This is a genomic window from Pantoea sp. USHLN256 (assembly GCF_037149875.1).
In the GTDB taxonomy this organism is placed as follows: Bacteria; Pseudomonadota; Gammaproteobacteria; order Enterobacterales; family Enterobacteriaceae; genus Pantoea; species Pantoea nemavictus.
This window is the reverse complement of record NZ_JBBCQO010000001.1, coordinates 549043-565440: the sequence shown is the minus strand read 5'-3', so window position 1 is coordinate 565440 and position 16398 is coordinate 549043. Positions and strand designations below refer to the sequence as shown.

3 protein-coding genes are annotated in these 16398 nt (G+C 50.4%); all 3 read right to left on the bottom strand.

The genetic code is table 11. The annotated features are described in order from the left end of the window. Nucleotides 1-31: 31 nt before the first annotated feature. Nucleotides 32-1753, bottom strand: coding sequence for a ubiquinone-dependent pyruvate dehydrogenase (poxB, locus tag WFL93_RS02645; RefSeq protein WP_180823346.1), 1722 nt, complete (start codon nucleotides 1751-1753; stop codon nucleotides 32-34). A gap of 151 nt (nucleotides 1754-1904) precedes the next feature. Then, on the bottom strand, nucleotides 1905-15212 hold the full coding sequence (locus WFL93_RS02640; RefSeq protein ID WP_336777193.1) for an amino acid adenylation domain-containing protein: 13308 nt from the start codon (nucleotides 15210-15212) through the stop codon (nucleotides 1905-1907). Between the two features lie 32 nt (nucleotides 15213-15244). Beyond that, complete coding sequence (locus tag WFL93_RS02635) at nucleotides 15245-16129, bottom strand: hypothetical protein (RefSeq protein ID WP_336777192.1); 885 nt, start codon at nucleotides 16127-16129, stop codon at nucleotides 15245-15247. Between the last annotated feature and the right edge of the window lie 269 nt (nucleotides 16130-16398).

The following is a 16398-nucleotide window of genomic DNA, read 5'->3' as shown; positions in this document are numbered from 1 at the left end:
CGCGTTATCATCATGTCTGGCCTGAATTGTTTTACCTCAGCCAGTTGGTTTTCGCCAGTTCCACGATCTCATCACCGCGTCCATTCAGAATGGCGCGCATCATATACAGGCTGAAACCTTTGGCCTGCTCCGCTTTGATCTGAGGCGGCATCGACAACTCTTCCTTGGCGGTGATCGCATCAATCAGTACCGGACCATCGTGCGCGAAGGCTTCCTGCAGCACGCCGTTCAGCTCGGAGGCTTTCTCCACGCGCATACCTTTGATGCCGCAGGCGGCGGCAATCGCGGCGAAATCCGGGTTCTCGAGATCGGTACCATCGGTCAGATAACCGCCGGCTTTCATCTCCATCGCGACGAAGCCCAGCACGCTGTTGTTGAAGATCACCAGTTTCACCGGCAACTTCAGCTGCGCCACCGAAATGAAATCGCCCATCAACATGCTAAAGCCGCCATCACCGCACAGCGCCACAACCTGACGCTGTTTGTCCAGCGACTGTGCGCCCAGCGCCTGTGGCATGGCGTTGGCCATCGACCCGTGATTAAACGAGCCGATGAGTCGACGTTTGCCGTTCATCTTCAGGTAGCGTGCCGCCCATACCGTTGGTGTGCCCACGTCGCAGGTAAAAATGGCGTCGTCATCGGCGTATTCACTGATTTGCTGGGCGAGATATTGCGGATGAATCGGCAGCTTGTCGTTGGCCGTTGCCAGTTCATCAAGGCCTTTACGCGCATCGACATAATGTTCCAACGCCTTGTCCAGATGCTGGCGATCGGTTTTACTGGTGAGCTGCGGTTGCAGCGCATGCAAGGTGGTTTTGATATCACCGACCAGCGCCATATCGACATGGCTGTGTGAGCCGAGACTACCGGGATTGATATCGATCTGAATGATTTTGGCATCTGCCGGATAGAAAGCGCGATAGGGGAATTGCGTGCCGAGCAGCACCAGGGTGTCGGCGTTCATCATCGCGTGGAAACCCGATGAGAAACCAATTAGCCCGGTCATCCCGACGTCGTAAGGATTATCGTATTCGATGTGCTCCTTCCCGCGCATGGCGTGTACTACCGGCGCTTTCAGCGTTTCCGCCAGTTTGACCACTTCTGCATGCGCGCCAGCGCAACCGCTGCCGCACAGCAGCGTGATATTTTTCGCGCCGTTCAACGTCTCGGCTAACCGAGCCACTTCGCTGGCGGATGGCACCACATGCGGCAGCTGCGGTGGATACCATTCACTACGCGCGCTTTCCGGGGCGGGCTGCAGTGCCACATCGCCGGGAATCACAATCACCGAGACGCCGCGATTAAGAATCGCTTTGCGCATCGCGATGCCCAGCACTTGCGGCAACTGTTCGGGATTGGAAACCAGCTCACAGTAGTGGCTGCACTCACGGAACAGCTCCTGCGGATGGGTTTCCTGGAAGTAGCCACTGCCGATTTCGCTGGAGGGAATGTGGGCCGCGATGGCTAATACCGGAACATGGTTACGGTGACAATCAAACAAGCCATTGATTAAGTGCAAGTTTCCTGGACCACAGGATCCTGCGCAGACTGCCAGTTCGCCGCTGATTTGTGCTTCGGCTCCAGCCGCGAAGGCCGCGACTTCTTCATGGCGCGTGGGCATCCATTCGATAGTGCCCATACGATTTAGGCTATCGCTCAGCCCGTTGAGTGAGTCGCCGGTGACGCCCCAAATGCGCTTCACACCGGCGTTTTCGAGGGTTTTTGCCAGCAGTGCCGCCACAGTTTGCTTCATCGTTTGCTCCTTTCTGGTGTTGAGCCATCCATGCCGATGGCGAAAACGTGTCAGTCAGAAAGCGTAGACGATGAAGCAGGCGCGTAGCCGTGAAAAAATGCGTTGTAGCAAACTGAAAAAGAAACAAGCCCCTTGCGGGGCTTGAGAAGGATTACTGCACGATAGCGTCGATGGCTTGAATGAAGGTTTCACACAGGGTGCGTACCGTCTGTTCACTCAGCTCACTGGCATCGTAGAACAGCGACAGGAACAGCTGATCGTTTTCCGGGATTAAACACAGTACCGTCTGATGATTACTGCCGCTGACGTTATCCAACGGCGTTAACGTAAACGGCAGATCGTTAAGCTGTGCCTGGGGCATGCTTTCAAAGACAAACAGGCTGCCAAACGGCGATGTAGGTTGCCACTCACTGTCGTAATGATTGAGCTCGTGGAAAGCATACTGTTGCCGATCGGGCTGGCTAGTGGCGATCTGCGCTAACAGCACATTCGCCGACTGCTGTCGTATCTCCTGCAGACGCAATACCGGGCTGGCGACAAACAGCCCCACCAGTTGCGCAACGTTATCAATATCCGCCGGGCGCTCACTCATGGTGGTGCCGATGACCACATCATCAGTGTCCAGCAACTGCGCTAATGCCTGCATCCACGCCAGTTGCGTGATCTGGTTGGGTGTGAAGCCAGTGCGGGTCGCATAGCTGTGCAAGGCTGTGCTTTGCGCGCAACTTAGCTTGTGTGCGAACTTACGCATGCGCTTTTCGCACGCCAGATCGATGGGCGACACCTTGTCTATGGCCAAACGCTGGTTCATCGGCGCATTACACAAATAGTCTGACCAAAAGTGCTCGGCTGCGGCAATGTCACACTTTTGCAGCCACTGTGGGAAGGCCGCAAAGCTGAGTGGCGTAAAGTTAATTGGCTCACCGCGCAGTCGATGTTGATAATCATCCAGCAGACTGGTCAGGATGTTATTCAGCGACCATCCATCAAACAGCACATGGTTAAAGGTTTGCATCATGTAGTGACACGTTGCACTGGCACGCACCACCATCACTTTCATCAAACCTGGCTGTTCGATGTCCATCGGACGGTTACGTTCGGCCAACATGCGCGCCTGTAATGCCGCATGCAACTGCTCGGCCTCCATCCCAGACCAATCTTCAACTGTTACAGGAAAATTAACCTGCTTACAGACATAGGCTAACGGATTGCCGGGACAGTGCTTGTCGATATAACCCGTGCGTAACACATCGTAGCGTTGTGCCGCATATTGCCAGGCTTCCGCCATCACCTGTGCATTAAATTCACCGTCGATGCGTAGGATATTTTGATCGATCTGGAAATCCGGATTGATGCGATTGAAATAAAGTAACTCGCGCTGTGTGCCGGTTGCAGGGTAAAGATTCTCTAACTCAATCTGTTGCTGCAGACCATCAAGCGCCTCTATGGTGATATTACACATCGGAAAATCTGACGGGCTAAACCAACTTTTCCCGGCCCGATGATGTTCAAGGCAATGTGTGACCAATCTTTCCAGCGTCCCGGTAAATTGCGCAATCAGCTGCGCGGTGACGGTCGATGGCAGTGCCGAAGCAACATTAAGAATTAGTTCGTCATTTACCACGCTAACAGTGAAATCCAGCACGTTATGGGCGTTGTTTTCAGGTGCGCTTTGTTCTCCGCAACCATACGGCAAGATAACCCACGGCTGATGCTGCTGCGCTGTACTAATCTGACCAAGATAGTTGAAGCTGATCACCGGCAACAGGTGACTTTGCAGCATAGGTGCTGTGCCGGTACTGGCGAACTTCAGCGCGCTATAACCAAAGCCTTTGTCAGGAATGGCGCGTAACTGATCTTTGATAACGCGTAGATTTTGTGCTTCATTCTCGTGGATCGCCAGGCGTAGCGGGAACAGGGTGGTAAACCAGCCCAGTGTGCGGCTAACATCGGTCAATTCTGCAATATCCTCACGGCCATGTCCCTCCAGCGTAATGTAAGACGCCGGCTGTCCGTGCCAACTTTGAAGCGCATGACTGAGTGCAGTAAGCAAGAAGTCGCTTACCTCCGTGTGGTAGACGTGATGCACATGATGCAGCAGCTGATCGGTTAATGTGGCTGACAGGCGCTGCGTAATAAACTGTCGCTCAGTTCGGCGCTCGATAAGCTGCCAATAGTCATATTGTCCGGCTATTTGTTCCTGCCAGTAATCCATCTGCGCCAGGTTGCGCGTGGCATAATCGCCAATGCATTGCTGCCACTGGCGATAGCTGGTGGCTTTTTTCTGCAGGGCATTACCCTGATACAGGGTCTGCAAATCACTGGCAACGATTCGCCATGAAACGGCATCAATGATCAGATGATGGAACGCGCAGAACAGCGCTGGCGGCTCACTACCGCAACTGTCGTATAAATAAACAAAGTGATAGAGCGCTCCCTGATTCAGATTGAAATAGCGCTGCCACTCGCTGCACTTCTCCTCAAGTTGCTGTGGATGCGTCAGCGTTGCGCGATCAAATCGGGTAAATGCCAGAGGTTCTTGCTCGGCAAGATAGCGCTGACAACTGATCTGCGCATCCTCAAAGGTAAAGCGCGCGCGCAGCATGTCGTGATGCGCCACTAACTGCTGCAAATGATGACGTAGATCGTCCACTTGCAAATCAGCGGGTAAAGTCAATATGAAGGCTTGGTTAAACCAGTGCGGATTAGCCAATTTGAGGCTATTAAACCAGTGCTGCACCGGCAGCAACGCAAACTCACCACTCAGGCCGCCTTGTTCATTTATCACATCCTGCTGCTGCGGACGTTGCTCAATCAACTGCGCCAGCCTTTCGATAGTCTTTGCAGCAAAGATGTCGCGCGTAGAGCATGCAATGCCGCGTTTGCGCAGTTCGGTAGTGACCAGAATACTCTGGATAGAATCACCGCCGATACGGAAGAAGTTGGCATTAATGCTCACGGAATCGCTGTTCAACACCTGTTGCCACACTGCCGCAATAGTTACTTCCAGCCCGGAGCGAGGAGCACAGTATTGTTGTTCGCTGCGTTGTAGTGTGGGAGTCGGTAAACGGGCGCTGTCCAGTTTGCCGTTTACCGTAACCGGCAGATTATCTATGCGCGTTATTGCAGCTGGCAGCATGTAATCAGGCAAGGTGCGTTCCAGCCTACTTAACAGATCGTCAGCGGAGAACGGCTGTTCAGCTCGCATGACGCACCATGCGCAGAGTTTTTTCTGACCGTCCAGCTCGCGCAACTGCACCACGGCATGCTCGACGCCTGGCTGCTGTTTGAGCGCGGTAGCGATCTCTTCCAATTCCACACGGAAACCGCGAATTTTTACCTGTTGATCTCTGCGTCCGAGATACTCCAGCTGACCATCGGCGCGATAACGTACCCAGTCACCGGTTTTGTACAGGGTGCCTTCACCAAATGGATTGGCGATAAAATGGCGGGACGTCAGATCAGGGCGATTAAGATAGCCGCGTGACACCGCACTGCCACCGATATATAGCTCCCCCGGCGCCCCCTGCGGCACAGGTTTCATCAGCCGGTTGAGCACGTAGAGCTGACGACCAGCAATGGCTTTGCCAATCGGAATAGAAGTGCCGTTTTCAGCTGTGGTGATTTCATAGGTGGTGGCAAAGGTAGTGCATTCGGTTGGGCCGTAACCGTTAAGAATATGGCGTGGTCGCTCAGGCTGAGCAGCCAGCTGGCGCATAATATCGGCAGATAATGCTTCACCGCCCACCAGTAAGTAGCGCAGTGAGTTAAACAGATCGCGCTGGCGCAAATAAAGCATGTCAAACAGCGACCGTGTTACCCACATCACGCTGATCCCTTCCGTCAGTATTAACGTTTTGAATCGCACGGTATCACTTGCCAGATCCTGTGTTGAGGGCGGTATCACTAATTTCGCCCCGTTCAACAGTGCTCCCCAGATCTCAAACGTGGCGGCATCAAACACTGGACTGGAAAGGAACAGCAGTGCATCGTCGTCACGCAATGCAACATACGAATTGTCCACCACCAAATCGACCATTGCCTGCTGAGTAATCGGCACGCCTTTGGGTTGGCCTGTAGTCCCCGAGGTAAAAATGATCGCGCCGGTTGCTGCTAATTCGGAATGAATTGGCAGTGCGGCGGGGCTTAAGGTAGGGATAGCCTCGTCGAGCAGTAAACAGGGAAGAGGATTATCCGCGAGATGATGGCGATGCTGCCGATGCGTCAACAGCAGTGGCGCAGCAGTTTCTGCCAGCATATAGCTGATGCGCTCTGTGGGATAGTCGATAGAGATTGGCACATAGCAGCCACCCGCTTTCAGTATCGCTAGCATACCGATAATAAAATCGGTGCTTTTATCCATTAGCAGGGCAATGGGCGTTTCACGCGGCAGTGCTCCGCCGCTCATTAACTGATATCGGGTCAAAATATGGCGAGCCAGTTGATTACTGCGGCTATCCAATTCTCTGTAGCTGAGATCTCCCTGGTGGCTGGAGAGTGCGATGCTTTCTGGATAACCCTTTGCCATATGTTGGAAACGCTTCAGCAGCAATTGACCGCAGCCACTGAGGTTTGGTGGTGTCAACGGCAGCATAGCGCAGGGCAGTTCAATGGTCTCATGCAGACGATGGGGATCTTGTGCACACTGCTGCATAATCATATTCAGCTGGCGCAGACGTTCATCGGCCTGCATGTCACTCAACCAATGAGTGAAGAAGTTAAGCTGCAGGGTAAGCGTTTCTTGTGATTCCCACGCCAGTAACGCCAGCGGATAATCAAGTTTCTCGTAAGCCGCATCCATTCGCCAGGCATTGGCAATACCGCTGCTGTGCGCCGCAATCGGATAGTTTTCAAACACTACCAGGCTGTTGAACAGCGCCTCGCCATCGGTTTGAAGCTCGACCAAACCGATGTTGCTGTGGCTGTTTAGTTCGGCAATTTTTTGCTGAATCGCCAACAGCACCTCGGCGCAACTCTGATCCTGATGCCATGCAATCGCTAAAGGCAGCGTATTGATATAAGGACCGACACTCTCATTGATGCCAGCTACCGGCAGATCACGTCCGGCTACGACGGTGCCGACTTGTGTCGTCTCATCCTGACTATAGATCTGTATCAACTTATGCCAGGCAAATTGCACCAGTGCATTGAGCGTGATGCCTAACTGCGCCGCACAGCTGCGCATTAAATGGGCTTCGGTTTTGCTTAGAATCAGGCGTTGCGAGGCTGCACTAAACTCTTCTGATGCAGTGTCCGAACTGCATTCCGGCGCAAGGCAACGCAAATCATTGGTACTGGATAGGCGAGCTTTTTCCAGCTGCCAGTAACGGGCATATTTCAGCTTATTACGTTGCAGGTAGCGCTGAGCCTCCAGCCAGCTGGTTTGCTCTTCCACGAGCGGATGCTCGCCACGCTGCAGAGCTTCGTAATAAAGATGAACGGTATTGAGCACACAAGGTTCGCTCCAGCCATCGCAAATGGCGTGATGCTGACTTTTCAGTACACTCCAGCCGTTTTCATGATGTTTAACCAACAGCAAGCGAATCTCTGCAGGGTGTTGTAGAGAGAATACCTGCTGACGATCTTGCTGCTGTAATTGCACTAACCGTTGTTGCTGTTGGTGTGTGGGTAATGCACTAAGATCGATCACCCGCAGATTGGTGCTCGAAATGGCGGCATCCGCAATCACTATCTGCAGCATAGTGCCATCTTCCCAATCAAATGCGGTGCGCATGATTGGGAAACGCTGTACGGCCAACTGCCAGGCTTGCTGATAATGTGCAGTGTTGAGTGTGCAGTCGTAATGCATAAGCTGCTGCACGCGATAAGCATCATCCTCTGGATGCGCGAGCGTATGGGAAATCATCCCTTGTTGCAGCGGTGTTGCCGGAAGAATGGCGGACAGGGTGGGATACTGTTGCTGCAGGCGGGCCAGTCTGCCCTCAGAAAGGATAATCGGTCCGTAGTCGCTGGCAGTCAGCTGTGGTTGTTGCCGCGCCTTATCACAACACAGCGCAATAATATCAATGAGCGCCTGCTGAAACGCGGCGGCAAAATGCTGAGTTTGTCGATCAGGCAGTTGGCTATTAATAAAGAACATCAGTTGCTGATCAAGTACCGCGCCATCCAGCGTTAGCGCATAAACGCTCTTATTCGCATGACTGATGGTATTGCCACAGTGTTCGGTGACTAATGACCAGGCATCCTGAGTACTGGAGAGCACCCCAAGATAGTTAAATGCGATAGCAGGATGTGCGGTTTCACTCAGCATTCCCTGCTGGCGCGCAATGCCATAGCCAATTCCCTTCGCCGGGATCTGACGCAACATCTCTTTGGTTGCCACAATGGTCGCGGCAATATCATCCTGCGCCTGCAAATTTACCGGAAACAGCGTAGTGAACCAGCCAACGGTTTGTGCCAGGTCGATTTGTTCATCCCAGGGCTCGCGGCCATGCCCTTCCAGGATAATGCGGTGCTGAGTGCGACGGCTCACCTGCGGTAGCGCCAGCGCCAACGCGGCCAGCAGTAAATCGTTGATAGTGGTATTCCATGCCTGACCCGCTTCGCGTAATAACTGCTGGGTTTGTTCCGCTGTAAATCGGATAGTCAGATTATGCGGCGCAGCTTGGGGGGTAAAAATTGGGCTGGAATCCGATGTTATCGCCACCTGTTGCCACCACAGAAGATCATCCGGGTGCTGCTGCAAATACTCCTGTTGTGTTAACGCCCAACGACGGTAGCTGGTTGATTTACTGTGCAGCTGACCTTGTTCGATCTGCTGTTGTAGATCCAGGCCGATGATGCGCCATGAAACGGCATCAATGATTAAGTGATGGAAAGCGAACCACAGACGGTCGTTTCCATCAGGATGATGGCGAATAACTGCTGCCCGCCACAATGGTGCTTGCGTGTAGTCAAAGTTTGCCTGCAGAGCAGAGAGCTGCTGCTCTAGCGCTTCTGGTGATAACGCCGCAGCGTCAATCTCAATCAATATCGGCGTGACAAAATGCTCAGTTTCCGCGATCCATTGCTCCACAGCATTTGAGGAAACGCGATAGTAAGCACGCAACATATCATGCTGGCGGGAAAGCTGATGAAGTGCTGACTGCAGCTGTTCCGCCCTGAGCCCATCGGGTAAACGCAGCATGAATGCCTGATTCCAGTGATGCGGTTGGGCAAAGTTTTGTTCGAAGAACCATTGCTGGATCGGTAGGAGTGGACACTCGCCGCTAATGGCTTCTTGTTCCTGCACGATCTGTTCCGCTTGATGTTGCAGAACCTGCGCCATTTTCGCTACGGTTGGCGAACGGTTTATCTCGCCAGCATCAAGGCTGTAACCGGCTTTACGCAGTTCAGTAACGAGCAAAATGCTTTGAATGGAATCGCCACCCATACGGAAAAAGTTATCATGTATGCCGATGCCATCAAGATTGAGCACCTTTTGCCAGGCGTTGCACAAGCGCTCTTCGAGCTCGTTGCGTGGCGCGCAAAAATCATCGCTGAGCGTCATCGTGGGAGTGGGTAACGATTTCTCATCCAGTTTGCCATTAGTTGTCAGCGGTAACTGCTCCAGCACAGTAAAACTGGATGGAATCATATATTCCGGTAAACACTCTTCCAGCATTCGGCGCAGCAAGGCAGTATCAATCTCGCTATTTTTTGCCGGCACCATCCAGGCCGCGAGCTGTTTGTTTGTCCCTGCTTGCCAAACCGTGACGGCCGACTGTTGCACGTTGGGCAGTTTAAGCAGAGCCATTGCGACTTCATCAGGTTCAATGCGGAATCCGCGAATCTTGACTTGCTTATCCATGCGCCCCAGATATTCAAGATTGCCATCAGCCAGCTGCCGCACGCGATCGCCGGTGCGATACAAGCGGCAATTCAGCTGGGGGTGGTGGATAAAGCTACGTTCACTTTGCTCAGGTTGATTGAGATAACTTCGGGCAAGGCCGATACCCCCGACATAGAGTTCACCCGGTGCTCCTTCAGGCACGGGTTGACCGCGACTATCCAGAATCCATAAGCTGCGACCGCTGATGGCTTTACCGAGTGGAATCGTCGTGTGCTGTTCGTTGGCAGGAATGGCATAGGTAGTGGTGAACGTTGTGCACTCTGTTGGCCCGTAGCCATTGAGGATGTATGCAGGACGTGAAGGTTGCGCTGCCAATTGTTTCATGATGGCTGGCGTGAGGGCTTCACCACCTACCAATAGATAACTTAATGCGTTAAATAAATTATTATCCGCCAGATACAGCGCATCAAATAAGGAACGGGTCAACCACATAATGGTGATGGGATGCTGCTGTAACCATGCTTGCATCCGCGCCGCATCACTGACCAGCGCCAAAGTATCATCAGGAATAACCAGACTCGCTCCGTTAAGTAATGCCCCCCAAATTTCAAAGCTGGCGGCATCAAATGCGGGATTGGCGAGAAAAGCAACGCAGTCATCCGCTTGAATATGCATGTAGTTAGTGTCGACCACCAGCGCCAGAAGCGCTGCTTGCTCAATGATTACGCCTTTAGGTTTACCACTGGTGCCGGAGGTATAAAGAATGGCACCCGCCAGAGTGGCTTTTGTTAACGTTACTATCTCGTTCGATGCATCAACTCCGAATGACTCGGCTAAGCAGGTGATAGTGATGCCTGCTTCAGATTCAAATAAGGCAGCGACATGAGCTGCATGATGTTCGCTAGTGATCACTTGTCGCACGTTAGCATCCTTTGCAATCAGGCGCACACGTGCTGCAGGTGTATCAATAGCCATCGGTAAATAGCAACCACCAGCTTTAAGGATCGCCAACATAGCAACCAGCCACTGAGGCTGTTTTTCCATCAGAATAATGACCGGCTCTTCTGCTTCAAGTCGGGGTGACAACTGGCACGCCAGCGCGTTGGCCGCCATGTTAAGTTGCTGATAGGTGATGGAATGTTGTTGCCAGATAAGCGCCGGTTTTTCCGGATAGCGTTCAACTATCGCCGCAAAACGTGACAGTAAAGTCTCTGAATGGCCAATTGGAGGGGCATCAATCGCTGTCAACACGGAACCTAGCGACAGCATCTCGTGCGGCTGATCGAAGTTTGCATTTGCCATCGACATCAGGGTCGCTACCTGCTGAACCAATCTCGCGGCGCGTGCTGCGCTCATCAGAGCGCCATCGTACTTCAATGAAAGTGTTAATTGGTCATCGCGCAGAAATGCGACCATTACCAGCGGATATTCGAGTATTTCACCCATGATGTGTAAATGGGTATGGGCATCGATTCCATCGCTACTGCGATGCTCAGGGAAGTTTTCAAATACCACCAAACTTTGGAAAAGTCGCTGTTGACCGGATTGCAAATCGGATAAAGCATAAGCGTGATGCTGGTTCATCACGACGATGCTGTGGTGAATCTGCTTCAGCTGTTGTAGTACGCTATCGTCTGACTGCCAGTTGACCGCTAGCGGCAAGGTATTGATAAACAGACCGGCACTTTCAGTAATATCGTCAATCGGCAGATTTCTTCCAGACAGCACGGTGCCAACCAGCGTTTGCGGATCGTTAGTGTAGATCTGCATCAGCTTGTGCCAGGCAAATTGCAGTAACACATTCAGTGTGGTGCCCGCGCGCTGACAGCCCTGTTTTAGTGCCTGTACCACCTCGCTCTCCAGCGTTAGCTCGAACGCCTGAGCCTCTTTGACCTGCCGCAAATCAGCTGACTGATGAGGCTTATCCAGCAGCCAGCCAATGTTATTCGGTGAGTTAAAGGTTTGCGCTTGTTGTTGCCAGAAGGCGTTGGCCTGAGTTCTGTTCTCCTGCTGCCAGACCAATGATGCCAGCCAGGCGGTTTCAGGTTCGACTTCAGGCTGATTACCCATCATCAGGTCGTCATAATAGGCATGCAGCTGCTGCCAAATATTGTTGCAGCTCCAGCCATCAGAAATTGCATGATGTTCGCTTTTAATCAGTTGATAACGATCGTCGGCCAGCTTAAAAAGAGTCAGGCTCAGGGTGCCCGGGATTTTGAGATCAATCGGTTGTGAGCGCTGTTGCTGCAAGAAATGGTCTAATTGCTGTTGCTGATCATCTTCGTTGCAATGCGTAATATCGATGAGTTGGATTCCCTGAGCCCCCAGTGGCTGCCAGGGAAGAATCTGCTGACGAAAGATGCCATGCTGCCAGTCAAATTCTGTACGCAGTGAGGGATAACGTTTACGCACTAAATCCCAGGCCGCGTAATAGTGTGGCAAGTGCACTTCGCATTGGTAAGTCATTACTTGCTGAATGAAATAGGCATCATCATCGGGATGCATCAGACTCCAGGTGAGCAAACCGGCTTGTAAGGGCGTAACAGGATAAGGGTAATTTTCGAGAGGAAGCGTTTTGGCATCAAGACAATGAATCGTTTGCGTAAGATGCTGGGCAAACTCATCCAGCGAGGCATATTGGTCTAAATCGCTTAAGGTCGCGTTGTATCCCATTTTACGCAGGCCCGCAATAAACTGGATTGCCTGGATAGAGTCACCACCCGCAGCATAAAAATGATCCTGCAACGACAAGGTGGGATCATGAAGTAAGGTGCTGGCAAGATGCAGCACGTCAACTGCGCTGGGGGAATGGGCGACTGATTGCTCATTGCTCAGTTCCCGTGCTGGTTGACCCAGTGCGCGTGAGTCCAGTTTACCGTTTAAGGTGAGGGGAATTGCCGCAATGGGCGTGAAGAAACGTGGGATCATATAGCCAGGAAGTTTGGCGGATAATTCACGCTTAATCTGCTGCGACGTGGTGTTTTCTCCGACTTTAACCACATACCAGGCGGCGAGCTGCCCACCCTCAGACTGGGGTAAGGCGACGACCGCAGATTGCTGGATTGCCGAACAGCCATTGAGGACGCTCTCAATTTCGCTGAGCTCAATGCGGTGCCCACGAATTTTTACCTGGCCATCTTTGCGACCACAAAACAGTAAATTACCGTCTGGCAGCTGTTTCACCTGATCGCCTGTTTTATAGAGGCGGCCCTGTCTGAACGGATTGGTTAAGAAGCTATTAGCCGTTTGCAGCGGATTATTGATATAGCCCTTCGCCAGGCCCCGGCCACCAATATATAGCTCTCCCGTTGCGCCTTCCGGTTGCACCTGCAACTGCTCATTGAGCACATAGAGTTCTCGTCCGGTCGTCGCCTTGCCAATCGGCACGCTATTAAGGCTAAGGTTTGGCGGGATTTCATACCACGAACTCATTGTGGTGCATTCAGTTGGGCCGTAGCCGTTGATGATTTTTTCAGGGCGCTGAGGAGCAGCACTTAACTCGCGCATAACGGCTACCGTTAAACCTTCCCCCCCAACCATCAAATATTTGATGGAATCGAACAGGTGTTTATCCAGTAAAAACAGGGTATCGAATAGCGTGCGGGTAATGCAGACGAAGGTGATACCTTCATCATGAATAAGCTGGCGAAAGGCAATACTATCGCTGGCTAAGGCTTGAGTGCTTTGTGGAATTACCAGTTTCCCGCCATTAAGTAGTGCACCCCAAATTTCCAGCGTGGCGACATCGAATATGGGGCTAGCGAGAAACAGGCAGACATCCTGAGATGTCAGTTGCAGATAATTGGTTTGGGTAACCAGTTCGATTATGGCGGATTGCTCAATCAATACCCCTTTGGGATTGCCGGTGGTGCCTGAGGTAAAAATAACCGCGGCTTCGGAGTGACATGACGTTGCCAGCGGGGAGCCTTGCGGCTGATTTTGCAATGCTGAAAGATCGATGCTGATAATGGTGGGTGCTGATTGCATTGACGTCACGAGCGTAGTGGCGTGTTTCTGCAGGCCTGGCGCAACCAGCATTAATGGGCTTGCGCTATGCTCGAGCTGATAATGCGTCCTTTCGTTTGCCGCTTCGACAGAGATGGGCATATAAATATGCCCAGCCTTCAGAATCGCTAGCAGCGCAATAATAAACTCCGCACTTTTGTCGCAATAAACTGCAATAGGTTGAGGTTCAACCAGGTGAGGCATTGTATGCATTGCGATGCTGATATTTTGTGCAAGTTGGCAGGCATAGCGATCCAGTTGACGATAAGTCATGGTGGAGCCGGAATAGCTTAAGGCAATGTTTTCCGGATGCTGATGGGCGATTTGTTCGAAATGGGTCGCCAGACTTAAAGGACTTTGCTCGGTTTGATTTGCGGCGGCAGGTAATAATTGGGCAATCTCCTGATGCGTCAGCAGTGGCAATGACAGTAATGGAACATCAGGAGCGGCGAGCGCATTTTTCAGTAGCTGTTGGAAATAATCTGTACAGCGACTAATTTGCGAAGCGACAAAAAACGCACTGCGGAAACGTAGGCGGAATTGCCAGGCATCGGCCGTCTCTTCATACTCTAGCGATAAATTAATGCCGCCTAAATCACAATAATAGTCATGGAGAGGTGTACTCACGCATGAGTTAAAAGTGAAGGAAGTGGTGCGTAAGTCCGTTTGTGCAAAGGCAACTTGCAGATTACGGCAGCCGCTATATTGCAAAATTTTATGAGTGGGTAGTTCATTAAGGTAGCTGCCGTTTGTCGGATGTTGTTTTCGAAAAAGTGTTTTGGCACGCTGGCAGAGATCATTTAGTGTTGTAGTCGCTTGCAGGCTGACTGGCATCAGGCTGGTATTGATTTGAGCACCCAGTTGCAAGTCGGCGGCCTGACGGATTGATACGGGATAAAATAACGTCAAATCACTCTGTCCGGCACAGCGTGCCAGCAGAGTTCCCCAAACCTGAGAAAATAGAATAAAAGGGCGATAAGAGTATTGTGTAATTTCAGACCAGTTTTGTTTTTCGAGATTGAAGCGTAATTCGGAAATGGCCTGGCGATCGGAGGATTGATTTTGCTGCTCATTAACAAATGGCAAAGTGTAGTTTTCAGCTTCGCCGGAGGCCATTTGCTGCCAAAATTGTTGGGTTGACTGGTCGTCTAAGTTTTTTACATGATCGTGAAGATAGCTATTTGTTTTAGCGATGCTTTGATATTTTTCTTCGCAGCGATAATCAGGATCATTGTAGTATTGACTGATTTTGTTAATGATGTTTTTAAACTGATTACCATCCAAAAGAATATGGTGAAACACCAATGTCAATGAGGTGTTGCTGGTGTCTGTTTCTTGCAAAAGAATACGATAAAGCGGGCCGGAAGTTAAGGTGAAAGACGCTTGAATTAAACTGTTTAATTGCTCACTGTCAGTATAGTGAATGATGTTAATTTCAGGAGGTAATGTTTCCCAACAAGGCTCCCCATCATTGATCTGAATTTGGCTATTAAAGATATTATGCTCGCTAAGAAAACGGCGCATGCCTGACTGAAACTGATTTAAATTGAAGTCCCCCTGAATCTGTTGAGTGAATGAAATATTGTATTCGCTGCTGTCAGGATTTAACTGGTGGTCATGCCAAAAAAGCAAAGAGTAAGGGCTTAAAGGGATTGAATGCATGGTTTTTTCCTTACGAAATTGGGTGTGATAATTTACCGGCGCTCTAAACGACTTATCCATATATGGTCAGGGTTAATATCCAGCTCTTTCCCATGATGGAATGAGAGTAATAAATTGAGCGGCTTAAGATTGATGAGGTGTGGAATATGTACCGTTAATTGTGTAAAGCGGGACTTAGGGAGTAACACTTTACAATAGCAATGGAAAGCACGGCTGGCTTGTATCGCCCATTGAAAGATTTCATTACTGGTGTGCGAGAGTTCCAGTATCTCTACATAGTCATCCGTTAATCCCAACACACAGTAAAAGTCGTCATGTTGGAGGAAGTGAAAACGTCTATACAGTGGGTTTTTCTGCAGATACGCAAAATACTCCTGATCTTTTAGGCGGCCAAGGTTATTTGAAAAAAATACTTTCCCTAACTCCTCGGGGTTAATTTCATCGAAATGAGTTGATAAATTATTAGGCTGCAAAAGAGTATCAATAAAGGGAATGATGTAATTACTGGTGAGAGTGTATTTATCAAATATTTTTTTATAGATAGCTATTTTACGGTCATCCGAATAACAGATAACCATATCCGTATTTTGCTGATGCCCAGCCAGGAGTAAATCTTTCAAAAGCTTTGGGGATTTGACTGTGTCATCAATGCCTAAATCACCAATTATATTGGCTGTGCGATACTGGTTGTTATAAGAGAATGAATAAAGCGTGGAAACAATAATACCTTGTGTAACAAGATTGTCCTGATGACGAAAGGTGCGTTTTGTTGGTTTTTTGAAGCGGTCAATATCAATGAGGTGTTTCCAGATGAAAAAATCTTTTCCGCCTAAATCGCGGCCGTAGAAGTGGCTTATAATTTCATAGTCGGTTTCGAAAAGATGAGAAGGTGATAAGTAATTGATTACCTTTTCCATATGATTTTTTCCATTACGTGCTACAGCATTGAGTTTCCTTTTTGCGAAAAATAGATTTATTTAATAATGAAATCAATGAGGTTTCACTGGTGCTCACTGCTTTTTTAAAACGGTTACTGAAAGCATTGAAAGTGAAAATTCTTAATGTTTCTGAGAGTTATTTATAAAAACGGAAAATATGAGATCCAGGTAGGGTTAGTAATGGTTTTTTTGCTGTTGATATCAGCCGGGTCTGTTTTTACTGTAAATTTTCTGTGAAATTTAATGCT